The sequence below is a fragment of the Streptomyces sp. NPDC002156 genome (genome assembly GCF_053593675.1).
In genome coordinates this window covers 94,541-118,416 of record NZ_JBSFDA010000004.1, presented here as the reverse complement: position 1 = coordinate 118,416, position 23,876 = coordinate 94,541, and the positions used below count along the sequence as shown (strand labels likewise).

Annotated in this window: 17 protein-coding genes and 1 other RNA gene; 7 read left to right on the top strand and 11 right to left on the bottom strand. The window is 69.5% G+C overall.

What is annotated here, in order from left to right:
- Positions 1–35: 35 nt before the first annotated feature.
- Complete coding sequence (locus ACWCRB_RS03595; protein ID WP_450994433.1) at positions 36–1,418, bottom strand: nitrate/nitrite transporter; 1,383 nt, start codon at positions 1,416–1,418, stop codon at positions 36–38.
- A 256-nt stretch (positions 1,419–1,674) separates the two neighbouring features.
- On the opposite strand from ACWCRB_RS03595, the gene ACWCRB_RS03590 reads away from it, so the two are divergent.
- Complete coding sequence (locus tag ACWCRB_RS03590; RefSeq protein WP_450994432.1) at positions 1,675–2,226, top strand: hypothetical protein; 552 nt, start codon at positions 1,675–1,677, stop codon at positions 2,224–2,226.
- Here the strand turns inward: ACWCRB_RS03590 and ACWCRB_RS03585 are convergent.
- The 6 genes from ACWCRB_RS03585 to ACWCRB_RS03560 all read right to left on the bottom strand — a co-directional run bounded on the left by ACWCRB_RS03585 (position 2,209) and on the right by ACWCRB_RS03560 (position 9,366).
- Positions 2,209–2,982 carry a hypothetical protein gene (locus ACWCRB_RS03585; RefSeq protein ID WP_450994431.1) on the bottom strand — a complete coding sequence of 258 codons (774 nt, stop codon included), beginning with the start codon at positions 2,980–2,982 and terminating at the stop codon, positions 2,209–2,211. The genes ACWCRB_RS03590 and ACWCRB_RS03585 overlap by 18 nt on opposite strands.
- 8 nt (positions 2,983–2,990) lie before the next feature.
- The gene (locus ACWCRB_RS03580) at positions 2,991–3,623 is read right to left on the bottom strand and encodes a hypothetical protein (RefSeq protein WP_450994430.1); all 633 of its coding nucleotides are present in this window, start codon (positions 3,621–3,623) and stop codon (positions 2,991–2,993) included.
- 55 nt (positions 3,624–3,678) lie between these two features.
- Positions 3,679–4,920 carry an acyltransferase family protein gene (locus ACWCRB_RS03575; protein ID WP_450994429.1) on the bottom strand — a complete coding sequence of 414 codons (1,242 nt, stop codon included), beginning with the start codon at positions 4,918–4,920 and terminating at the stop codon, positions 3,679–3,681.
- Complete coding sequence (locus tag ACWCRB_RS03570; RefSeq protein WP_450994428.1) at positions 4,917–7,115, bottom strand: polysaccharide deacetylase family protein; 2,199 nt, start codon at positions 7,113–7,115, stop codon at positions 4,917–4,919. The genes ACWCRB_RS03575 and ACWCRB_RS03570 overlap by 4 nt, the downstream gene beginning before the upstream one ends.
- Positions 7,116–7,180: 65 nt before the next feature.
- Entirely contained in the window at positions 7,181–7,912 is a 732-nt protein-coding gene (locus tag ACWCRB_RS03565) for a hypothetical protein (RefSeq protein WP_450994427.1), read from the bottom strand.
- Positions 7,913–8,373: 461 nt separating this feature from the next.
- Entirely contained in the window at positions 8,374–9,366 is a 993-nt protein-coding gene (locus ACWCRB_RS03560) for a LysR family transcriptional regulator (RefSeq protein WP_450994426.1), read from the bottom strand.
- Between the two features lie 83 nt (positions 9,367–9,449).
- On the opposite strand from ACWCRB_RS03560, the gene ACWCRB_RS03555 reads away from it, so the two are divergent.
- The 6 genes from ACWCRB_RS03555 (at position 9,450) to ACWCRB_RS03530 (ending at position 17,311) form a co-directional block, all read left to right on the top strand.
- Positions 9,450–10,799, top strand: coding sequence for an MFS transporter (locus ACWCRB_RS03555; RefSeq protein ID WP_450994425.1), 1,350 nt, complete (start codon positions 9,450–9,452; stop codon positions 10,797–10,799).
- A 122-nt stretch (positions 10,800–10,921) separates the two neighbouring features.
- On the top strand, positions 10,922–12,223 hold the full coding sequence (locus tag ACWCRB_RS03550; RefSeq protein ID WP_450994424.1) for an extracellular solute-binding protein: 1,302 nt from the start codon (positions 10,922–10,924) through the stop codon (positions 12,221–12,223).
- Positions 12,220–13,194, top strand: a complete 975-nt coding sequence (locus tag ACWCRB_RS03545; RefSeq protein WP_450994423.1) for a carbohydrate ABC transporter permease — start codon at positions 12,220–12,222, stop codon at positions 13,192–13,194. Before ACWCRB_RS03550 ends, ACWCRB_RS03545 begins: the two co-directional genes overlap by 4 nt.
- Positions 13,191–14,015 (top strand): carbohydrate ABC transporter permease, encoded by an 825-nt coding sequence (locus ACWCRB_RS03540; RefSeq protein ID WP_450994422.1) that lies wholly within the window; start codon positions 13,191–13,193, stop codon positions 14,013–14,015. Before ACWCRB_RS03545 ends, ACWCRB_RS03540 begins: the two co-directional genes overlap by 4 nt.
- Before the next feature lie 24 nt (positions 14,016–14,039).
- The gene (yicI, locus tag ACWCRB_RS03535) at positions 14,040–16,298 is read left to right on the top strand and encodes an alpha-xylosidase (protein WP_450994421.1); all 2,259 of its coding nucleotides are present in this window, start codon (positions 14,040–14,042) and stop codon (positions 16,296–16,298) included.
- Positions 16,298–17,311, top strand: a complete 1,014-nt coding sequence (locus ACWCRB_RS03530; RefSeq protein ID WP_450994420.1) for a LacI family DNA-binding transcriptional regulator — start codon at positions 16,298–16,300, stop codon at positions 17,309–17,311. The genes yicI and ACWCRB_RS03530 overlap by 1 nt, the downstream gene beginning before the upstream one ends.
- Before the next feature lie 81 nt (positions 17,312–17,392).
- Here the strand turns inward: ACWCRB_RS03530 and ACWCRB_RS03525 are convergent, their stop codons facing one another.
- The 4 genes from ACWCRB_RS03525 to smpB all read right to left on the bottom strand — a co-directional run bounded on the left by ACWCRB_RS03525 (position 17,393) and on the right by smpB (position 23,839).
- Complete coding sequence (locus tag ACWCRB_RS03525) at positions 17,393–18,136, bottom strand: hypothetical protein (RefSeq protein ID WP_450994419.1); 744 nt, start codon at positions 18,134–18,136, stop codon at positions 17,393–17,395.
- Positions 18,133–22,521 (bottom strand): ricin-type beta-trefoil lectin domain protein, encoded by a 4,389-nt coding sequence (locus ACWCRB_RS03520; RefSeq protein ID WP_450994418.1) that lies wholly within the window; start codon positions 22,519–22,521, stop codon positions 18,133–18,135. Before ACWCRB_RS03520 ends, ACWCRB_RS03525 begins: the two co-directional genes overlap by 4 nt.
- Before the next feature lie 304 nt (positions 22,522–22,825).
- Positions 22,826–23,228: a transfer-messenger RNA gene (gene ssrA / locus ACWCRB_RS03515) on the bottom strand.
- 128 nt (positions 23,229–23,356) lie between these two features.
- Complete coding sequence (smpB, locus tag ACWCRB_RS03510; RefSeq protein ID WP_235478257.1) at positions 23,357–23,839, bottom strand: SsrA-binding protein SmpB; 483 nt, start codon at positions 23,837–23,839, stop codon at positions 23,357–23,359.
- Positions 23,840–23,876 lie beyond the last annotated feature (37 nt).

Below are 23,876 nucleotides of genomic sequence, written 5' to 3'. Positions count from 1 at the left end.
GTCGCTGGTGTTACTTAAGCCGCTTTGGGCCAGTGTCACACCTCGGCGTAGCTGAGCTGCGTCTTCGCCTCGGAGGCTGTGGTCTCTGTGGCCTGTGCGCCTGCCGGACGGCGAAGGTATACGGCCCAGGTGACCACGAAGCACACACCGTAGAAGGCGAGGAAGGCGACGAAGGCACCGGTGCCGGAGCCGACGCTCAGGAAGGACTGGCGGAAGGCGAGGTTGATGCCGAGGCCGCCGAGCGCGCCCACCGCACCGATGAGCCCCATGGAGGCACCGGACAGGCGACGGCCGTACGCCGCGGCCTCTTCACCGTCCAGCCCCTTGGCGAGGGCCTTGGCGTGGAAGATGCCGGGGATCATCTTGAACGTCGAGCCGTTGCCGAGGCCGGTGAGGACGAACAGGAAGATGAAGGCGGTGGTGAACAGCGGCAGCGACTTCTCCATCGAGGCCATCACGATGACGCCGGTCGCTGCGGCCATGCCGACGAAGTTCCACAGCGTGATCTTCGCGCCGCCGTAGCGGTCGGCCAGCCAGCCGCCCACGGGGCGGATCAGCGAGCCCAGCAGCGGGCCGATGAAGGTGACGTACGCGGACTCGAGCGGCGTACGCCCGAACTGCGTCTGAAGGACGAGGCCGAACGCGAAGCTGTACCCGATGAACGACCCGAACGTCCCGATGTAGAGGAAGGACATGATCCAGGTGTGCGCGTCCTTCGCGGCGTCCTTGGCGGCGCCGGTGTCGTTCTTCACGGACGTGATGTTGTCCATGTAGACGGCTGCGAGGACCGCGGCGATGACGATGAGCGGGATGTAGATCCCGAGGAGTACGCGCGGTCCGCCGCTCGCTCCGATGACCGCGAGGCCGATGAGCTGCACGACCGGGACGCCGATGTTGCCGCCGCCCGCGTTGAGCCCGAGGGCCCAGCCCTTCTTCCTGAGCGGGAAGAAGGCGTTGATGTTGGTCATGCTGGAGGCGAAGTTGCCGCCGCCGATGCCGGCGAGCATGGCGCAGACGAGGAACGTGCCGAAGGACGTGCCCGGCTCCATCACGATGAACGCCGCGATGGTGGGGATGAGCAGGAGCGACGCGGAGACGATGGTCCAGTTCCGGCCACCGAAGATGGCGACGGCGAAGGTGTAGGGGACGCGGACGACGGCTCCGACGGCGGTCGCCATCGACACGATGAAGAACTTGTCGGCCGGGGTGAGCCCGTACTCCGGTCCCATGAACAGCACCATCACGGACCACAGCGTCCAGATGGAGAAGCCGATGTGCTCGGACAGGACGGAGAAGAACAGGTTGCGGCGGGCGACCTTTTCGCCGGTCGCGTTCCAGAAGGCCTCGTTCTCGGGATCCCAGTGCTCGATCCAGCGGCCTCCCCTGCCGGGTGCGGGGGCTGAACTAGGGGCTGTCATGACGCCTCCACGGTGGTCCGGGGCTCGGGTGGTTCTTTTCGGGGTACTGAGCGGTGATGAGTCCCGAAGGTAGGCAGGGCGCGTTTCCGCACTGTGGCTGTGGGTGACCGGAAGGGAACTTTGCTCTCACCCCGCGAGGAGGTGGGATGAGAGGTTACGCAGACGGAGGTCACGGCCAGAGCACGGCGGGCCACTCCTGGGGGTCCCGGTGCCCCGTTATTCTCTAGCGGACCCCACACAGGGAACGGGAGGGTCCATGTCCGCGGAGTCCAGGTCCGACAGGCCCGAGGCGGAGCCTGCGAAGCGCACCTTCGCCGGGAACGTGCTCTTCGCGGTGGCGTGCCTTCTTGTCTTCGCGACGATGATGGGCGGGGCGTTCGGGTGTGTGTTCCTGATGCTGAGGCTGGGGGATTCCGCGCTGTCGTCGGTGGTCCACGAGGACGGGCAGGGTGCTCTGATCATCGGCGGAATCGCTCTCGGGGCGATTCCCGGACTGTTCCTGCCGGTGATGCTGATCGCCATGGTGCGCGGCACCGGGGACGAACCGCGGATGGGGGTGCGCAAGGCGGCCATGACGGTTCTCGGGCTGGTCCTCTTCGACGTCTACGTGTTTGTCCTGGCCATCCTCGTGTCCCTGCTGGGGTGGCTTCTGCCCCAGCAGATCACCACCTTCGTCGCGGTCTGCGTCATCGGCTTCAGCTGGGTTCCGGTGGGGCTGTTCCCCTGGGAGAAGGTCGGCCTGGGCCGCCTGTTCGGAATCCCCCGCCCACAGTCCCGCCGTCCGTCGGTCTCACTCCAGAAGGACTGAATTCGCCAGCTCGTCGGCGGTCTTCTCCAGTTCCTCGCCGAAACCCAGGGTCGACCACAGCAACCGGCACTCCAGCGCCGTGGGATGCGCATGCGGCAGTACGTAGTGGGCCACGCCCTCCACAATCGTGCCGCTGTCGGCGTCCGGCGCCGTCGGCTCCAGCCGGTGGACCCTGAGGGCCGGTCCCAGCGGCAGTTCGACCTGCGTGAGTCCCTGCTCGCCGAAGTACGGACCCTCCGCGCGGGCCGCCTCGGCGCGGAAGGCGGCGACGGAGAGGGACTCCGGCGGGATTCTCAGCTCCCGGACCGTGTACGAGGCGATGACCGCGCTCTCCGGTGGAGCCAGCACCGCCGCGCACAGCGCCCGCTGCCGGACCGCCACCGCCCAGTACCAGAGGACGTCCGTGGCGAACGCGTCGCGCAACTCGACGGGCGCGTCCTCGGCCAGGTGCTCTGCCGCGACCTCACGGGCCCAGGCCTCGGGGTCCTCCGTACGCAGATCCAGTTCCTTGTACGCCTTGGCGGACTCGTGGGCGACGTTCCCGAGGCCCTGGATCTCCTCGATCATCTTCTTGCGGTTGTCGTCCCAGCCGTCCGAGAAGTCCTGCAGCCGCTCGTGGAGCTGCTGGTGCCCGACGGTACGGCGGTCGTACGCGTCCATGAGCTTGTCGAGCCCTTCCAGCTCGGTCGCCACCGTCCGGAGACCTGAGCCGGCCTTCTCCAGGTCGGCCGTGTCGACCCTCAGTCGCTCGCCCATCCCTCTGCTTACTCCCCGTTGTGTTCCGCGTGTTCCACATCGCTGGTCCTCTGCCAGCGCAGAGTCCCGGCCACCGCGTCGAACAGTCCCACCATGGCGTCCGCGATCGGCTCCAGCGGAGTGCTGAACGTCAGCATCAGCACCTCGTCGCGGTCCGGGACCGGGACGAAGTACTCGACGACGGTGTCCTCGAACTCGGAGCCCAGCTTCCGCGACTGCTTGGACCGCTCGCGCCGGACCAGCCGGGCCGCCCGTCCGGCGGGCAGCCTCGTCAGCCCGACCTCGCCCGAACCGGCGAGCGCGGCGACGGCGTCCAGGCCGTCGAACCTCTGGTGGAGGTGGGAGACGAGAAGGGAGGCGGACAGCGGGATGCCGGCGGCCTCCAGGAACGACAGGTACAGCACGACGCCGCCCTGCTCGACGCCCGCCTCGGCCGTGTCGAGCAGCTGTTCCTCTGTCCTGCGGCGCAGGACCGGCTGGTCGTCGACACCGGCGAACTGCCGCTTGACCAGCGCGGTCACGGACGCTTCGAGGCGTTCCCGGGGCTGGAGCGGGATGCGGTACCAGTCCTCGGGCGTGACCAGCCCGAAGACCGGCGCACGCCCGGGGTACGGCTCTGTCGACGTCGGTGCCTTGCTCAACTTCGTTCTCCCGCTCGACAGGACACTCGACAGGACGAGCGGGGCCGTCCCGCTCTCAGCCCTTCCGTCGCCCTCCCCCGCGCTTCGCCCCGTTCGGCCACAGCCGTGGGCTCCGCTTGGCGGCGACGTCCTCGATCCAGCCCAGGGACAGGATCGTCAGGCCGATCAGGGGCCAGACCAGGACGAACATCCACAGGATGTACGTCGTGTCCAGCGCGGACATCATCCCCTCGGTCATGAAAGGGAGTTCGTACAGGCGGTCGAGCAGGGGAACCGTGGCCATGATCAGGAGGTTGTGCCACAGGTAGATCGTGACGGCCCTGTTGTTGGAGAGGGTGACCAGCTTGTCCCACTTCGCCAGGCGGCCCGGGAGTTCCTGCCACGACGGGGAGTACTGGAGCAGGATCACCACGAACCCGAAGGACCAGGTCGCCTGGGCCAGCGGGATGTCGTTGAGGTCCCAGCCGTCGGGTCCCTTGTGGCCCGAGGCCCACCAGATGCCGAAAGCCATGATCAGGGCCGCGCAGGACACGGAGAGATAGCGCGGGATCTTCTTCAGCAGGCCCTCGTGGTGGGCGAAGCCCAGCACCCAGCAGCCGCCGAACATCGCGAAGTCCGTCACCGCGTTGCCGGTTTCCCCGGGGATCTTCACCAGGCCCGTACCGACCACCGCCGTCAGGGCCAGCGGGGCGAGCAGGGTCACCCACGGGAGGCGGCGGAACGCCCACAGCAGGAGCGGCGAGGCGATCACGAACCAGAGGTAGGCCCGCAGGTACCAGAGCGGGCCCGCCGCCTGGACCGCCCAGGTGTCCTCCAGGACGCCCGACTTGGAGCCGATGCTCCAGGGGTAGGGCGGGGCGCCGATCGGGACGATGTAGTTGAGGAGTTCGACCAGGCCCCAGGTGCCGCCGTGGTCGGGATCCTTGGTCGGGTTCCAGCCGCCGATGAACATCAGCGCCAGGGCCACGACGCTGAACGCCCACAGCGGGGGCAGCAGGCGCCTGATCCTGCCCTTGATGACCCCGGCCGCCGGGCGGTTCAGGGAGCGGGCCATCAGCGAGCCCGCCAGCGCGAACATCACGCCCATGGAGGGGAACAGGATCGTCAGCCACGCCCAGCCGAACAGGTGGTAGACGATCACTCGGACCAGGGCGATGCTGCGGAGCAGGTCCAGGTAGCGGTCGCGGCCGGGCTTCTTCGCCCGGGGTGCGGCGGGCGGTTCGTCCGCCGTCGGCTGGAGCGGGATGTCGTACGTCGGCGAGGACGTCGCGTCCGTCGCCGGGGGTGGCTGGGTCATCCCACGGGCCTCCTGTTGTCGCTGCCGCTCGTCCGGGCGGCCGGTACGGCGTCGGGGGCCGAGCCGACGACCCCGGTGCGCCGCAGCTTCTGCCAGCGCAGCCGGCCGCCGGTGAGGGCGGTGATCCAGGACTGGAGCAGGACGACGTACATGAGCTGGCGGTAGAGGATCTGTTGCAGGGGCAGCGAGATCAGGTGGGTCATCTTCTCGCGGTCGAGGCGGAACGCGTAGGCCGCGCAGATCAGTTGGATGGCCAGGACGCCCAGCCAGGCGAAGACGGTCTTCTCGGTCGGGCCGAACACCAGCCCGTAGAGCAGGAACACGTCGATCAGGGGAGCCAGGAGCGGGGCCACCACCATGAAGAGGGAGACGAAAGGCAGGCCGACGCGGCCGAAGCGGCCCGACGGGCCCCGTTCGACGACGGAGCGGCGGTGCTTCCAGATCGCCTGCATGGTGCCGTACGACCAGCGGTAGCGCTGGGACCAGAGCTGCTGGACGGATTCCGGGGCCTCGGTCCAGGCGCGGGCGTTCTCCGCGTACACGACCCGCCAGCCGTCGCGGTGCAGGGCCATCGTGATGTCGGTGTCCTCGGCGAGCGTGTCGTCGCTCATCCCGCCGACCCGCTTCAGGGCCGAGCGGCGGAACGCGCCCACCGCGCCGGGGATCGTCGGCATGCAGCCCAGGACGTCGTACATACGGCGGTCCAGGTTGAAGCCCATCACGTACTCGATGTGCTGCCAGGCGCCGATCAGGGAGTCCTTGTTGCCGACCTTGGCGTTGCCGGCGACGGCGCCCACGCGCGGGTCGCCGAACGGCTGGACGAGTTCACGGACGGTGCCCGGCTCGAAGACCGTGTCGCCGTCCATCATCACGATCAGGTTGTAACGGGCGTTCGCCACACCCCTGTTGAGGGCGGCGGGCTTGCCCGCGTTGAGCTGGCGGACGACGCGTACGTTCGGCAGGCCCATGTTCTCGACGATGCGGGCCGTGCCGTCGCTCGACCCGTCGTCGATGACGATCACCTCGATGGGATGCTCGCTCCGCATCAGTGACCGCACGGTGGCCTCGATGCACTTGGCCTCGTTGTACGCCGGGACCAGCACCGACACCGGTTCGGTGATCGGCGGGCCCCAGCTGAAGTCGGGGCGGCGGGTGCGGCGGGCGTGCAGGACGGAGAGCAGCAGCATCAGGCCGAACCGGGCGAACACGAGGACGCCGATGATCGCGAGACCGACGACCAGGACGGAGGTGATCCCGTCGGAGGCCCGGACCAGGAAGGTCCACGCCTTGCCCTTGGCCAGTTCGACGCCCGCGACCCGGGTGTGCGCGCTGGGCGCGTCCAGGGCCTCGGTGAGGTTCTGGAGCTCGTACCCCTTCTTCTTCATGTCGGGCAGGAAGCGGTCCAGGGCCTCGACGGTCTGGTGACGGTCGCCGCCGGAGTCGTGCATGAGGACGATCGCGCCCTTGCCGCCCTTGGGGGTGGCCTGGCGGATGATCGCGTCGACGCCCGGCTTGCGCCAGTCCTCGCTGTCCGTGTTGTTGACGACGGTGATGTAGCCGCGCTTGCCGATGTACTCCGTGACCGGCCACGACTTGTTGTCCATCGCGTCGGCGAAGGAGGAGTACGGCGGCCGGAACAGCGACGTACGGATGCCCGCCGCACCGGCGAGCGCCAGCTGGTTCTGGGACAGTTCCCAGTCGATCCGCTTCTTCGACTGGAGGGACAGGTCGGGGTGGTTGAAGGTGTGCAGCCCCACCTCGTGCCCCTCGTCCACCATCCGCCGTACGAGTTCCGGGTAGCGCGAGGCCATGGTGCCCGTGACGAAGAAGACGGCGTGTGCGTCGTACTTCTTCAGGACGTCCAGGACCTTCGGGGTCCACTCGGGGTCCGGGCCGTCGTCGAACGTGAGGACGAGGCGGTGGTCGGGCATCTGCAGGGTGGTGGCCTGGCCGCTTCTGGTGTCGATGACCGGCCCGCCCTCCAGGATCTTCTCCGGCACCCGGTCGGCGGAGGCCTCGGTCTGGATGCGGTGGTCGGCGAGGATTTCGCTGTGCACGTACCCGCGCAGCATCAGCATCGCCATGAGGGCGACCAGGATGAGCGAGGGCAGCAGCAGGCGCATGGGCAGCCGTCGGCGCCGGGCGGCGCCGGGGGCGCCGTTCCGGGCGCCGCGGCGGCGGGTGCGAGATGCCATCAGAGGTTGTTCTCCGGGGACGAGGAGATCAGAACGGAGTCGGCGGTCGGTGGGGCGGAGGGTGGTCAGGCCGTCGTGGTGGCCGACTCCGACGCGGAGACCGGGTCGCCGGCGGAGCCGGTGGCACTCGGTTCGGCCGGGCTCTCGGCGATCGGGGTCGGGTCGGTCGTACCGCCGGCGACCGTGCCGCCGTCCGCGCCGCCGTCCGTGGCCGGGGACTCCGACGGGTCGGGCGAGGGACCGCTGGTCTCCGACGGGCTCGGCTCGGGCGAGTTGGACACCGTCGCGGACGGCTCGGGGTCCGGGTCGCTCGACGTGGTTCCCGGGCCGGGCACGATGGCGCTGGCCGAGGGCTTGGGCTCGACGGACGGGCCGGGGTTCACGGCGCTGGACGAGGCGCCCGGCGTGGTGGCGGTGCTCCCCTGCGACGGCGTGACCCCCGCGCTGACCGACGCCTCCGGGGTCGGTGTGACCCCGGCCGAGTCCGACGGCTGCACCGACTCGGCGGGCAGCGGCGAGGTCTCGACCTGCCCGGCCGGCTGCTCGTCCTGCTGGCCCGGTACCGGCAGCCAGGGCGCGTCCGAGTTGCCGGAGAGAAGGGTGCCGACGATGACGACGGCGTACACGGCGCAGGCGATGCCCACGGCGATGCCTATCCGGCGGTAGCGGCGGCTGCGGCGGCCGGTCTCGTCGACGAAGACGGGGCCGTCACCCGCGCCGGCGTCCGCGCCCTCCTTGGCCTGCCGGACGAGGAGTTCCTCGAGTTGCCGGCCGACGCCGTCGAGCTGGACGGTCACCTCGTGCGGGTCATGGGTGTGACCCGCCTCCGCGGTGTTCTCCCAGGGACGGCTGGAGAGCGACGCGATCGAATCGGTCGGGCCGGTCGGTTCCGCCGGTCCGGTTTCGCCCTGACGCGGCTGGGCATGCGCGCCTCTGCCTCCGGTTCGCCCGGGGCGCGCCGGTGCCCCGGCGTGTCTCTGCCGGGGAACAGGACCGGTGCTGCCCGGAGCGACTCCGGGAAGCTGTTGGGTTCCGGACGTGGCCTCGCTGTCGGCCCACTCCGGTTGGGCGTCTTCACGCCACTTCTTCACACGCACGCACATCCCCCCACGGGAACTTTCGGGGTGCGCGTACGATTCCGGGTTATTCGTACATCCATGTTCGAACCGGACCCCCATCCGGTCCGAGCGCCCCCATTTATCACACTGCACCCGGGCCTCGAATGTAGCGCACATGGAGGTGCCGTGTTTGCCATGTGTTACTTCTGGACCGAAATGATGTTGACATCGGTGGCCGGAATCCAACCGTCAGCAGACCTCCGCAGCCACCCCTCCTCCCTCGAGAGCTGAGCCGCGGCCTGCCGAAGGGCATCGATTCCCGGATGCAACAACCCCCTCCGCCACACCAACGACACGGGCGAGAACGGGACAGGGTCGACCAGGGGTCGCAACACTGTTCGATCCATGGGCGGAAAATCCACCACGACGAGAATCGGATTCCGCATCTTGGCCATGATCCGCTGGAACTCCTCGTCGCCCACAGCGAGCGGAGCGGGTGGCGCGATGTCGATCCCGCGCCCCTCGAAAAGTTGACGTGCGAGATCGGTCCACTCCGGTGTACGAGGGTTTCCCGCACCCGCGTACACGGTCTCCCCCGCCAGCGCGGCCAACGGCACCTCGGACAGCTCCGCCAGCCGGTGGTCCTCGGGCAGGACGACCGCCATCGGCTCGTAGCGCACGGGCTGTTGGTCCAGCTGGGCCCGCAGCACCGGGTCCAGGCCCGCGAACCGTCCGAACGACGCGTCGAGCCGACCCGCGAGCAACTCCCCCGCCGCGAAGGTGAGTCCGCTCTCGAACCGGGCCATCAGCTCGCACTCCGGGGCGAGTTCACGCGCCCGGTGCAGCACCCGGCGCCCGGTCGCCAGCCCCGGCGAGTTCAGATCCACCAGCAGCGGCCGGGCCTCCCTGAACGCGGCCAGCAGCTCGTCGTGGGCGGCCAACACCCGCCGTGCGTACGGCAACAGCCGCTCACCGTCGGCCGACAGCGTCACCCGCCGGGTCGACCGTACGAAGAGATCGGCGCCCAACTCCCGTTCCAGGCGCCGGATGTCACGGCTCAGCGCCTGCTGGGCCACATAGAGGCGGGCGGCGGCCCGGGTGAAGTGCAGCTCCTCGGCGACGGCGACGAAGGCGTGCAGGAGGCGGGGGTCGAGGTGGTGCGGGGCGGAGTGGTGCGGGACAGACGCGGGCATCCGGCGAACTTACAACAGGAGTGCGTGAATGGGCGGGGAACAGGTGTTGGACCCGGTGATCGGCTCGGGCCGACGGTGGACACATGCCGCAGCCAACCCCTCACGACCGCGCTCGTTCGCACTCCCGCCCTCACCCCCGACCACTCGCCACCGTCACCCAGGACACCCTGGTCATCGCCGACTTCGGCCCCCGTACCCGTACGCCCAGGAGGACACCCCGCCCACCCGGCCCGTACCGCCGCCTGTTCACCGTCCCCGGCACCCGCGCCTTCACCGCCGGGAACCTGATCGCTCGCCTCCCCATGGGCATGTTCAGCGTGAGCGCGGTCATCATGATCGCCGGTGCGCGCGGCTCGTACGCCCTCGCCGGTGCCGTCACCGCGACCGGGCTCGCCGCGACCGCCGTGGTCGCCCCCTGGACCGCACGGCTCGTCGACCGGTACGGCCAGGCCCGAATCGCCGTACCCGCCACGGCACTTGCCGCCCTCGGCTCCCTCGCCCTGCTGCTCTGTGTGCACCACGGCGCCCCCGACTGGACCCTCTTCGCCGCGTACGCCGCCACCGCCACGACCCCCAACACGGGCGGCATGTCCCGCGCCCGCTGGGCCCACCTCCTGGACGGCGACGAGAAGGCGCTGCACACCGCCAACTCCTTCGAACAGTCCGCCGACGAACTCTGCTTCATGCTGGGCCCGGTCCTGGCCGCCTTCCTCTGCGGGGCGCTGTTCCCGGAGGCGGGCACGCTGGTCGGGACGGTGCTGATGATGACGGGTGTGCTGCTGTTCGCGGCCCAGCGGTCGACCGAGCCGCCGGTCCGGCCCCGCGTCGAAGGGCTTCACCAGTTCGGTACGTCTCCGCTGCGCGCCCCGGGGATGCGCCCGCTGCTCGCCGTATGCCTGGCCACGGGCGCGGTGTTCGGGTCGATGGAGGTCGTCACGATCGCCTTCGCGGACGAGCGGGGGCACAAGGCGGCCGCCGGTGCCGTACTCGCCCTCCAGGCGGCCGGATCGTGCGCGGCCGGTCTGCTGTACGGGGCGCTGCGGCCGACCGGGCCCGCCGAGCGACGGCACCCCTGGTGTCTGGCCGCGATGACGGTCCTGATGACGTTTCCCCTGCTCGCCGCCGCCCTGACCGGCTCGCTCCTCGTCCTCGCGGGCGCGCTGCTCGTGGCCGGGATGGCCACCGCGCCCACGATGATCACGAACATGACCCTGGTCCAGAGCCGCACCCCCGAGGGCCGCCTGAACGAGGGCATGACCCTCGCGGTGACCGGCCTTCTCGGCGGCATCGCCTGCGGTTCGGCGGCCGGCGGCTGGACGGCGGAGCATGTGTCGGCCACGGCGGGGTACGGCGTTCCGGTCGCGGCGGCTGCGAGCGCGCTGCTGCTGTCACTGACCACGGCCCGCCGAGCCAATTCGCGTATATCCCATTGACTCGGTTGCACGCGGCACATACCTTCGCCCGTCGAAGCGCTTCGACGACCCACGTCGAATCAGTTCGACGCCCCCTGCGTGACGGGTGACCGAGATCCATCCGACTCCCCTGGAGGCACTGGATGTTCACGGCAAGAAGGAATGGCAGGTGCATGATGATAGCGGCGGCGGGCCTGGCCGGGGCCCTGCTGCTGACCTCCTGCGGCGGCTCGGAGAGCGGGTCGTCCGACGGGAAGACCCTCCGCCTCTGGCACTACGAGGGCCCCGACAGCGCGATGGCCGTGGCCTGGAACGCGGCCATCGAGGAGTTCGAGGCAACGCATCCGGGCGTCACGGTGAAGTTCGAGGAGAAGGGCTTCGAACAGATCCAGAAGACGGCCCCGATGGTCCTCAACTCCTCCGACGCGCCCGACCTGATGGAGTACAACAAGGGCAACGCGACGGCGGGGCTGCTCTCCACGCAGGGCCTGCTCACCGATCTCACCGCCGAGGTGACGAAGCGCGGCTGGGACAGGAAGATCGGCGCCGGAGTCCGCACCACCAGCCAGTACGACGCCAACGGCGTCATGGGGACGGGCAGTTGGTACGGCGTGCCCAACTACGCCGAGTACACGATGGTGTTCTACAACAAGGACCTCTTCAAGCAGCACGGGATCGCCGAGCCGACCTCGTTCGACGAACTCACCGCCGCCATGGACAAGTTCGTCGCCGAGGGCATCACCCCGCTGGCAAGCGCCGGCGCCGAATACCCGGCCCAGCAGTACCTGTACCAGCTCGCCCTGTCGAAGGCGGACCGCGCCTGGGTCGACAAGTACGAGCTGTACAAGGGCAGGACGGACTTCCATGACGCCGCCTGGACGTACGGCGCCGAGACCTTCGCCGACTGGGTGAAGGAGGGGTACATCAGCGAGAAGTCCAGCAGCCTCAAGGCTGAGGACGCCGGGGTCTCCTTCATCCAGGGCAAGAGCCCGATCCTCTTCTCCGGCAGCTGGTGGTACGGCCGCTTCAAGAGCGAGGCGACCTTCGACTGGGGCACCTTCCTGTGGCCCGACACCGGCCTCACCCTCGGCTCCGGCGGCAATCTGTGGGTCGTCCCCAAGGGGGCGAAGAACAAGGAACTCGCCTACGACTTCATCGACATCACCCTGTCGAAGAAGATCCAGAACCTGCTCGGCAACAAGGGCGGAGTCCCGGTGGCCGCCGACCCGGCCGCCGTCACCGACCCGCAGGCCAAGTCGCTCATCGCCGACTTCAACACCCTCGCCGACCGGGACGGGCTCGCCTTCTACCCGGACTGGCCGGTCCCCGGCTTCTACGACGTCCTCGTCTCCGAGGTCCAGAAACTGATCACGGGCAGCGCGAAACCGGACGCGGTCCTCGACTCGTTGCAGGAGGCGTACGACAAGGGCGTACCGAAGACATGACGGTCACCGTCGAACGGGCCGGCAGCCGACACGGTCTCACCAACTCCGGGCACCGCCCCCGGAGTTCGCGGCGCCGCAGGGACTCGTACACCCTCTTCCTCCTCCCCGGGGCCCTCGCCTTCCTCGCCGTGATCGTCGTGCCGTTCCTGATGAACACCGGGGTGAGCTTCACCGACTGGCGGGGTGTGGGCAGCCCGGAGTGGTCGGGGCTCGCCAACTACCGGGCGCTGCTGGACGATTCGGAGTTCTGGGCGTCGTTCCGGCACAGCCTGTTCATGGTGGTGGCGATGGCGGCCGTACCGACGGCGCTCGGACTCGTCCTCGCCGCCGCCCTGTTCGACTACGTCGGCAAGCACTTCGGGAGTCGCTGGGCGGCCGTGCTCCGCGCTTGCTTCTACCTCCCACAGGTGCTGCCGATCGCGGTCGCCGGCATCGTCTGGAGCTGGATCCTCGCGCCCGAGAACGGCTCGCTGAACGAGCTGCTGAAAGCCGTCGGGCTCGGCTCCTGGCAGCAGGACTGGCTCGGCGACCCGGACATCGCGCTCTACAGCGTGATGGGCGTGATGGTCTGGGTGCAGCTCGGCTTCCCCCTGGTCGTCTTCATGGCGGGCCTGCAACGCGTCGACCCGCAGCTCTACGAGGCCGCCGAACTGGACGGCGCCGGCTGGTGGCGCCGCTTCCGGCACATCACGGTCCCCCAGATCCGGCCCGAGATCTACGTCGTCCTCACCTGGTGCACGATCGCCGCGCTGAAGGTGTTCGGCGCGGTGTACGTCCTGACGAAGGGCGGCCCGGGCGGCGCGACCAACGTGCCGTCCTACTTCTCCTTCACCACGTTCTTCGAGAAGACCCAGGTCGGCTACGGCGCCGCCGTCTCCACCGTCCTGACGGTGATCATCCTCGCCCTCTCGCTGATCGGCCTGAAACTCCAGACCCGTGCGGAGGACGCCGAGGAAGGAGCCCGTACGTGACGACCGCCCTGCGCCGCTACCCGGTGCTCATCGCCCTCGTCCTCGCGGCCCTGTTCATGGTCGTGCCGTTCCTGATCGTCGCGGTCAACGCCGTGAAGTCGCCCGCCGAGTACTCCGCGAACGGCCCGCTCAGCCTCCCCGAGGGCCTGTACCTCGACGGCGTCAAGGACTTCTGGGAACGGGTCGACTTCGGGCAGAAGCTCGTCAACTCGGTGCTGATCAGCGGTTCGGTGGCGGTCCTGGCGACTGTGCTCTCGGTCCTGAACGCGTACGCGATCGGCATCGGCCGGATCAGGGGCCGCACCTGGGTCCTGGCCTTCTTCGTCCTGGCGAACATGCTGCCGCAGGAGGCGCTGGTCTACCCGGTGTACTACCTGAGCAAGGAAGTCGGCCTGTACGACACCCGACTGAGCGTGATCATCGTCTTCACGGTCGTCCAGGCGGCCTTCGGTACGTACCTCCTCTCCTCCGTCCTCGGCCAGTTCCCCCGGGAGATCATCGAGGCCGCGCGGATCGACGGCGCGAACAAGTGGCAGGTGCTGTGGCGGATCGTCGTCCCGGTCAGCCGCCCCACGCTCGGTGTCCTCCTCGTCTTCTTCTTCATCTGGACCTGGAACGAGTTCCTGCTGCCCCTGGTGATGCTGATCTCCAACGACAACCAGACGGTGTCGGTGGCCCTCGGTGTCCTCCAGGGCCAGCGCCTGATGGACGCCACGATGACCAACGCGGCCGCCCTGCTGGGCGTGTTGCCCGCTGTCGTCTTCTTCCTCGTCTTCCAGCGAACGCTCACTCGCGGCATCGCCGTGGGTGCCGTCAAGTAGTCCAGCAGCAAGGAGACCCCCCACGTGAAGTTCACCGACGGCTACTGGCTGCTGCGCGAGGGCGTCACCGCGGCCCACCCGGTCGAGGTCCTCGACGTGACGGACACCGACGGCACGCTCGACATCCACGCGCCGACCCAGCCCATCCGCCACCGCGGCGACCTGCTGAAGGGACCCGTCGTGACGATCAGCGCGCACGCCCCGATGCCCGACGTCATCGGCGTCACGTTCACGCACTTCCAGGGCGAGCAGCCGCAGAGCCCCCAGTTCGAGGTGCAGAAAGAGGAGTTGACGGCCCACACGGAGTACGACGAGGAACACGCGACCCTGACCTCCGGCACCCTCTCGATCCGGGTCAGCCGCACCACCCCCTGGCACGTCGACTTCCTCGCCCACGGCCGCGTCCTCACCAGCAGCGGGCCCAAGGGCATGGGCATCATGCGGGACGCGACGACCGGGGCCCATTACCTGCGCGAGCAGCTGGGGTTGGGGGTCGGGACCAGCGTCTACGGCCTCGGCGAACGCTTCGGACCGCTGGTCAAGAACGGCCAGGTCGTCGACATGTGGAACGCGGACGGCGGCACGGCAACCGAACAGGCCTACAAGAACGTGCCGTTCTACCTCACGGACGCGGGCTACGGAGTCTTCGTCGACCACCCCGGCCGGGTCTCCTTCGAGGTCGGCTCGGAGGCGGTGTCCCGTGTCCAATTCAGCGCTGAGACACAGCAGTTGACGTACTACGTCATCCACGGCCCGACCCCGAAGGACATCCTCCGCAAGTACACGGCCCTGACCGGCCGTCCGGCGCTGCCACCGCCGTGGTCGTTCGGCCTGTGGCTCTCCACCTCCTTCACCACCTCCTACGACGAGGAGACGGTGACGTCGTTCATCGAGGGCATGCGGGAGCGTGAACTCCCGCTCTCCGTCTTCCACTTCGACTGTTTCTGGATGCGCGAGTTCAACTGGTGCGACTTCCAGTGGGACCCACGGGTGTTCCCCGACCCCGAGGGCATGCTCCAGCGGCTGAAGGCTAAGGGCCTGCACATCAGCGTCTGGATCAACCCGTACATAGCGCAGAGGTCGCCGTTGTTCGCGGAAGGCAAGGCACTTGGCCACCTCCTCCGCAGACCGGACGGAAGTGTCTGGCAGTGGGACCTGTGGCAACCGGGCATGGCCCTGGTCGACTTCACGAGTCCGGCGGCCCGCGACTGGTACGCGTCGAAGCTGGAGGCCGTGCTCGCGCAGGGCGTCGACTGCTTCAAGACCGACTTCGGTGAACGGGTGCCGCTGGACGTGGAGTTCGCCGACGGCTCGGACCCGGAGCGGATGCACAACTACTACACGTACCTCTACAACAGGACCGTCTTCGACGTGCTGCGCAAGCACCGCGGCGAGGGGGAGGCGGTCGTGTTCGCGCGTTCGGCGACGGCCGGCAGCCAGCAGTTCCCGGTCCACTGGGGCGGCGACTGCGAGGCGACGTACGAGTCGATGGCGGAGTCGCTGAGAGGCGGACTGTCGCTCGGCCTCTCCGGCTTCGGCTACTGGAGCCACGACATCGGCGGCTTCGAGGGCACCCCGAGCCCGGCGCTCTTCAAACGCTGGGTGGCCTTCGGCCTCCTCTCCTCCCACAGCCGGCTGCACGGCAGCTCCTCCTACCGGGTGCCGTGGCTGTTCGACGAGGAGGCCGTGGACGTCCTGCGGCTGTTCACCCGGCTGAAGCTCCGCCTCATGCCCTACCTCTACGAGGCCGCCCGCACCGCGAGCGCGGAGGGCGTCCCGATGATGCGCGCGATGGTCCTGGAGTTCCCGGACGACCCCGGATGCGCCTACCTGGAACGGCAGTTCATGCTCGGCCCGGACCTGCTGGTGGCGCCGGTGTTCAGCGACGAGGGGGACGTCTCGTACTACGTCCCGGAGGGCGAGTGGACCCACTTCCTGACCGGCCGGACGGTGACGGGCCCCCGCTGGGTGCGGGAACAGCACGCCTTCGACAGCGTGCCGCTGCTCGTACGCCCCGGTTCGGTGATCCCGGTCGGCGCGGTGGACGACCGCCCCGACTACCCGTACGCCGACGGGGTCACCCTGCACGCGTACGGCCTGGAGCGCGGCGCCCAAGTGACCGTCCCAGTGGGCGACTTGACGTTCACGGTGGTCCGCGAGGGCGACACCCTGCGGGCCTCGTGCAGCGATCCGTCGGCGCCGTGGGGACTGGCGACGGGCGGACGCGAGGTACGGGCGAAGGCGGGCACCGGGTTCCTGACCGTGGAGCTGGGAGGCGAGTGATGGTGAAGATCACCGATGTGGCACGGCATGCCGGGGTCTCCCCGAGCACGGTCTCGTACGCCCTCAGCGGCAAGCGCCCGATCTCCGAGGAGACCCGGCAGCGCGTCGAGCGCTCCATCAAGGAACTCGGCTACCGCCCCCACGCCGGCGCCCGAGCCCTGGCGAGCAGCAGATCCAACGTACTGGCGCTGGTCGTGCCGTTACGGGCGGGCATCCATGTCCCGGTGGTCATGCAGTTCGCGGTGTCGGTGGTGACGGCCGCGCGCCGCCACGACCACGACGTCCTGCTCCTCACCCAGGAGGAGGGCGAGGACGGCCTGCACCGGGTGGCGGACACGGCACTGGTCGACGCGCTGATCGTGATGGACGTCCAACTCGACGACCCCCGGCTGCCGTTGCTGCGCACACTGGACCTCCCGTCGGTCCTGATCGGCCTCCCCTCCGACCCGGCCGGCCTGACCTGCATCGACCTGGACTTCAAGGCGGCGGGCGAACTGTGCGTGGAGCGGCTGGCGGCCCTGGGACACCGGGTGATCGCCCTGATCGGCTCACCGCCCGCCGTGTACGTACGCCGGACCGCGTTCGCCCAGCGCGTGGTCCAGGGGTTCACGGCCGCGGCGGACCGGAGCGGGCTGTCGTCCTCGGTGCACCCCTGCGAGGCGACCCCGGCCGGGGCAAAGGTGGTGGCGGAGCAACTCCTGCGCGAGCACCCGGCGTTGACGGGGGTCGTCGTCCACAACGAGGCGATCCTGGAACCCCTGATGGACGCCTTCGAACAACTCGGCCTACGGGTCCCCGGCGACCTCTCCGTCACCGCGATCTGCCCGGACGACCTGGCCGAGAACCTGCCCGTCCCGGTCACCTCGGTCGCCATACCGTCGGCGGAGGTGGGGGCCCGGGCGGTGGACCTCCTGATGAGGAAACTGAACGGCACGGGCCACACCCCGGAGGCGACCCTGCTGCCGCCCCGCCTGACGGAACGGGCGAGCACGGTGGCTCGGGCGGCGCCCTGAACGCGACGTGGCCGGTGCAGCGGAGGCTCATGAGCCCTCCCCGCCGCACCGGCCACATCCGAAGCGCACCCGCGAGCGCGCCTACACCTGACGGTCCCCTCGCCAGCTGACCGAGGTCAGCGCGGCCAGGCCGCCATGGGCCACTCCCTTGTAGGTCACCGTCCGGTCCGGACCCAGCTCGAGCGCGACGCGCCTCGCCAGCTCCGCCCCTTCGCGGAACAGCCGCTCCCACTCGGCGTCGTACTTGCCGTCGACCCGGTCCCGCAGGTCCAGGTTCAGCGTGCTGTCGATGGTCCGCGCCCACCCGTACAGATCGGCGACCAGACCGTCGGAGAGGGCCAGCGCGGCGGCCGGATCGTCCGGGAAGAAGTCCCCGAACCCCTCCGAGCGCAGCGGACCGAACTTGAACTCACCCTCGACCGTGAGGTCGACCGGGTGCGGAGGCGTGCCATGGCTGTCCCGCTCCCAGTGGAGCCGGTCGCACCCCCAGCACACCCACTTCGCGGTGCTGTGCCGCTCGTCCCAGAACCGGACCGACCAGGCCGGCCCGAGCTGCCGGGCCAGCCGCTGGGCGACCGCCAGCCCCCGCTTGACGTGCCCCCGCAGATCCGGACGGGAGGTGAACCCGCCCGGCGGACGGGACAGGGACCAGGAGCCCAGTGCCTCCGCCAACTCCGCCGGAAGCAGCAGCCGTTCGTCGTCCAGCGGGACGGAGACGGTGAAGGCGCCGAGGTCGTCGTAGGCCCAGGGGTCCTCCGTCCCGTACAGCGGAGACGGTTCGCCCCGCGCCTGCACGAGCAGGTGGCGCGGTTCTTCGAGGGTCATGCGGGGTTGGCTCCGATCACGAATCCGTTGTCGCCCACGCTAACGGCTATCCGCTGGACCTTGCCGTTGAAGGTGACCTCGTAGATCGGCCTGCCGGCCCCCTGGGTGCCGACCCGCACGCCGTCGGTGAGGGCCTTCGACACGATCGCCGGGATGTCCTCGATCCGGACCCCCACGTGCGCGAACTCCCCGGCGTGCCGGTAGACGATGTGGGTCAGGCCCGCCTTGACCGTGCCCTTCTCCAGGAAGGCGATGGGCAGACCGGGCTTGGCGTAGTTGACGATCCAGATCGTGTTCGCCCGGTCGATCTTGACGCCGGCGTCCCTGAGCTTGTCCAGCAGCTTGGTGTCGAGCGAGCCCCGGGCGATCCTGGACCGTTCCGCCACGGAGGTCGCGACCCGCAGTCCCATGCCCGACGCGCGGATGGCTTCGGCGGTGTCGAGGGCGCCCTCCCCGTAGATCTTCTTCAGGTCCGCGAGGATGTCCGCGGCGTTCTCGCCGGTCTTGACGGCGATCTCGACCCGCTCGGCGATCTTGACCGCCTGGGCGAGCTTCGTGAACATCGCCTGCGGTACGAAGAGCGTGGCGGCCCAGGCACAGCTGGACTTGTCACCGTGGTAGCACTTGGCGATGTCGCCCAGCACGATCTCGTACAGGATCGCGCCGGCCGTCTCCCCGAAAAGGGCCTGCCAGCCGATGCGGGTGATGTCCCCGAAGCTGAAGTGGTGGGTCCACTCCTGCTTCTGGTCCTCGAACGACTTCGTTTCGAGGAACACCCAGTCGGCCTTGGGGCAGCCGGTCTCGGTGGCGGGGACATCGGGGTTGGCGCAGTAGTAGTAGCTGACGGTGATGTTGAGGCGCAGCTCGTACGTCACCGTGCAGCCCTGGGGCACGTACTCGCACTGGTTGAGCTGCTTGGCCGGGGCCGCGTCGGTCATCTTGTCGACGACGTAGAAGATGCCCTCGATGCCGGAGCCGGAGCCCTCGGCGACCGACTCGTTGGCTCCCTTGCGCTCCGAGGAGTCCGCGGCCTCCTGCGCCGAGTCCGCGTACTTCTGGGCGTCCTTCGCCGCCTCCTCCGCGAGCGTCGCCTCGGCGTCCGCCCGGTCGGCCGCCGCGCGGGCGTCCTTCGCCGCCTGCTCGGCCGCCGACGCTGCCTGGCGGGCCGCCGCCGCGTCCAGGGCCGCCTGGTCGGCGGAGGCGCGGGCGTCCTTGGCGTAGTTCTCCGCGCGTCCGGCGGCCCGGTCGGCCGCTGCCGCGTCCTCCGTCGCCTGGCGGTCGTACTCGATGGTGCGGGCCAGCGACTGCTGCGCGTCGGCCGCGTACTGTGCGGCCTCCGCCGAGTAACCCATCGCCTCCTTGGCCGACTTGCGGGCCTGCGCCGCGAATCCGGCGGCCTCCGAGGCCAGGACGAGCGCCGCCTTCGCGTCACCCGTCGCCGCGTTCGCGGTGCTCTGCGCCTGGGACGCGACCTTCGCCGCGTTCGCCTCGTGCGCCTCCGCGACCGCCACCTGCTGCTCGGCGATCGTCTTCGTCGACTGGCCGGTCAGGACCGCGAGCCCCGCCGCGGAGTCCGTCGTGACGTACGGCGAGCCGAGCTGGATCGCGTCGTTCGCCGGAGCGGCCACCTGCTGGGCCGAGTTACGGGCGTCCTCCGCCGCCCGCGCGGTCGTGTACGCGTGACCGACGGCGTCCGCCGCACCGGCGACCGCCTTGGCGGCCTCGGCCTTGGCCACGTCGGCGTGGGTCTTCGCCTCGGCCGCGTGCTTCTCAGCCTCGTCGGCGAGTTCGTCCGCCGTACGGGCCGCCTGGGCGGCCACCTGCGAGGCCTTGATGGCGTCGGCCGCGGAGGCCGTCGCCGTCCGGACCGCCGCGTCCGCCCGCAGCTTGGCGGCCTGCGCCGCGTCCGACTCCGAACGGGCCCGCTTGGCCGCCGCCTCGGCACGCGTCGCCGCCGCGTCGGCATCGGCCGCCGCCCGCGTCGCCGCGTTCGCCTCACCACGGGCCGACACCGCCGCCGACTCCGCGTCACTCGCGTGCCGGTCCGCCTCGTCGGCCGCCGCCCGCGACGCGGTCGCCTGGTCGTCGGCGTCGTGCGCCTGGGCGTACGCCTCCTTCGCGTCAGCCTTCGCCCGCGCCGTGTCGGCCCTGCTCTCGGCGTCCCACGCGTCGTCCCGCTTGCCCTTCGCGTTGTCCCGCGCCGCCTCGGCATCCTTACGACGCTCACGCGCCGTCGTCTCGGACGCCTCGGCCCGGCCCTTCGCCTGGTTGGCGTCGGCCGCGTACCCCTCGGCGTTCTGCCGGTGCTGGGCGGCCTCGGCCTGCTTCTGCGCGGCGGTCTCCTTCTCCGCCCTCGCCGTCTGTTCCTCCCGCTCGGCGTTCAGCCGGTGGGCGCGGGCGTCGGCGGCGGCGGCCTTCGCGTCCGCCTCCGCCTTCTGCGTCTCGCCCAGCTTGGCCTTGGCGAGATCCCGGGCGTCCTTGGCGTTCTGCGCCTGTACGGCGGCCGCGTCGGCGGCGGCCTTCGCCTGCTCCCGGGCCTGCTGCGCGGCGGCCGTACGGAACGCCGCCTTCGACGCGGCCGTCTGCGTCACCGCACGCGCGGCGATGGTCGCGCTGTCCCCGGCGGCGGCACGCGTGGCCGCGTCAGCGGTCTCACCGGCCTTCACCAGCGCGTCGAGCGCGGCCGACGACGCCTTCGTGACCTGCGCCTTCTGCAGCCCGACCAGCAGACCTCGGCCCCTGGGGGCACCCGCCTGGTCGGCGATCGTGTACGCGGCCTGCGTGGCCGTGTCCGACGCTGTGGCCGCCTTCTTGGCGGCAGCCGCCTGCGCCTTGATCGACGCGAGCTGACTGGCCGAAGCGGCCCGGGCGGCGGCGATGCCCGCCTTCACCTTGGTGAACTGGGCCGTCGTCGGGTAGTCCAGGCTGTCGGTGCCCTGGTGACCGGACGGCGTGATGTCGAACTTCTGCGGGACGGTGCCCTTGCAGTCCCACATCCGCCCGTCACGGCTGTTGTCGTACGTCGCGAGGTCGAGGCAGTTTCCGGTGCCCGGGTTGAACAGCCGCGTGGTGGCGTGGGTGTCGTACTCCCACTTCTGGGCGGCACTGCTGTTGCACGTCCAGATCTGTACGGCCGTCCCGTTGGCGGTGCCGGAACTCTTCACGTCCAGGCACTTGCCGGAGTTGACGTTGACGAGGGTGTCGTCCTTGATCTGCCACTTCTGCCCGGCGCCGCCGTTGCACGTGTAGATCTGCACGAGCGAACCGTTGGTCTTGCCGGCGCCCGCCACTTCGAGGCACTTGTCGGCGGCGCCGTTCGCGTGGATGACCATCGGGCTGTCGCCGATCCAGCCGGGACCGCCGGCGGACCAGTAGCTCTGCCAGCGGGTGAGGTGGTCGGCGATCCAGGACTGGCCCAGCATCTCGCCGAGCGCCTTGGAGCCGGCCGCGAGCGCCTTCACCGCGTCACGGTTGGCGTTCAGGATCTGGTTGCGGGGCGCGGCCTGCGCGGCGATCTCCTGCTGCCACTCCGCCGACGCGGCGGCCACCTGCTTGCCCAGCACCTTGCTCGGGTCGACCGGACCGCGCCACGCGCACGCCGCGAACCGCGTCTTCAGGTCCTCGACGGCCAGCCGGTACTCGACCGTGCCCGGCTCCGCGGCCGTACGCGGGAACCCACCCGACGCCAGGAACAGCCGCGCGTTGTCCGAACCCGTCGGCTCCAGACTCCAGTTGACCAGACCGTCCCAGGCCTGGTGCTCCGCGTAGGCCCGGTTCCAGTCCGGATCCGAGGCGGACGGGCTCTGCCCGTACAACGGGGTGCCGAGGTCCTTGACGGCCTTCAGCGTGGCCTCGTCGGCCGCCGGTGTCGGGTCCTCGTAGAGGTCGTCCTCGGTCTTCCAGAACTGGTCGTAGATCCACTGCGAGAGACCGGTCTGGCTGTGGAAGCTCTTCTGCTCGCTGCCGGGCAGCCCCGGCGGGTCCTGGAAGTCCGCGACGGACGTGAACCCACCCGGGGTCGGCAGCCCCGTCACCGGCTTCTTCCACTCGGCGAGGCGGGCGTACAGCGCGTCGCCCTCCTTGTCGGCGGCCGCCCTGTCCTGCTGGAACGCCGTCGCGAGCGGAGTGCCGTTCCAGTACTCCCGGTCCGCCGCCGTGTGCAGCTTGTCCGGGGTCTGGTTGAGCGCGTCCTGCGCGGTGGTGAACATGCCCGTACCGCCGATGCGCAGCGCGTCGGCCATCAGGCACTGGTCCTGCCGCAGCTGCTGCGCGGCGGCGCTGTCGAATCCGTCGTAGCTGTCGGCGACGGTGGTCATGGGCGCGGAGTCGTCCGCGTACCGTCCGGCCAGCTCGGGGCGGGCGGCGACCGTGCTCAGAACAGCCATGGAGAGAACGACCGGAACCGCACGCGCGAAGTGTCTTGTCGATCTTCGCAAGAACAAGAAGAACATCCCCCTCGTGAACGAACGCAGGCAGGGGTTACCTGTCCTGCCCGTCCGAAGAGGCAGACATGGCGGCGGTTCCCCCCGTCCGCAGTCTGAATGTGCGCGATGGCGAACGGGTCAGGTCCGCCTGGCGCGACGGTCACCATAGACATGACACAGGTTCAGACGCAAGACACAAAAGGGGAACGCCAAAGGCCCCGCCGCTCGAAAGCGACGGGGCCTTTGGCACTGCATAACATGGGAATTGTGGAGATGGCGGGAATCGAACCCGCGTCCAACGGTGCGGAATCAGGGCTTCTCCGTGTGCAGTTCGCTGTGCTTTTCTCGGCCCCGGCAATCACGCGAACAAGTCGCCGACGGGCCCAGTCACTGTTAGATTTCCCTCTTCACCCCGTGACCGGGATCAAGGTTTAGTCCCCTAGCTGATGCCAGGATCCGGGTCGGGAACACCCCCGGGCTGACACTCCCTTTAGTAAGGAGCAGGCTCGTCGCTACCTGAGATCAGGCGGCGAGGGAGAACTGCTGCTTGGGAGAATCGCTGTTGGAATTGGCGATTATTTTTTTCGGCCTGTGGTTTACGAGATCATGGCCGCTTCCTCGACACGCTTCACCTGCTTCGACAGCCGCTGTCGAAACCGATCATCCCCATGTTGTTTTTTCAATCCTCCGAAGAGGAGTCCCTCCGGAGAGGAACGCGCACCCTCGGTGAGGTGCAGTTGCCATCGTACGTGACCAACGCACGCCGATGCCACCTAATTCCCGGCGCCACCTTGCGCTACGCGTGCTGCTGCTTGCGCCGCACCGCCGAGACCGCCCGGTCCGTCTCGCGCCGGTCCTGCTTCTCCCGCAGCGTCTGCCGCTTGTCGTACTCCTTCTTGCCTCGCGCCAGCGCGATCTCGATCTTCGCCCGGCCGTCCTTGAAGTACAGGGCGAGGGGCACGATCGCGTGACCCGACTCCTGCGACTTGGACTCCAGCTTCTCGATCTCCGCGCGGTGCAGCAGCAGCTTCCGCTTGCGCCGGGCGCTGTGGTTGGTCCAGGTGCCCTGGCTGTACTCCGGCACATGCACGTTGTGCAGCCACGCCTCGTGCCCGTCGAGCTGCACGAAGCCGTCGACGAGCGAGGCCCGCCCCTGACGCAGCGACTTCACCTCGGTACCGGTGAGGACCAGTCCGGCCTCGTAGGTGTCGATGATGGCGTAGTCGTGCCGCGCCTTCTTGTTCTGGGCGATCAGCTTCCGCCCTTTTTCCTTAGCCATAGTGCTGACCATTTTCGCACTAGGGACCCGCTCCCGG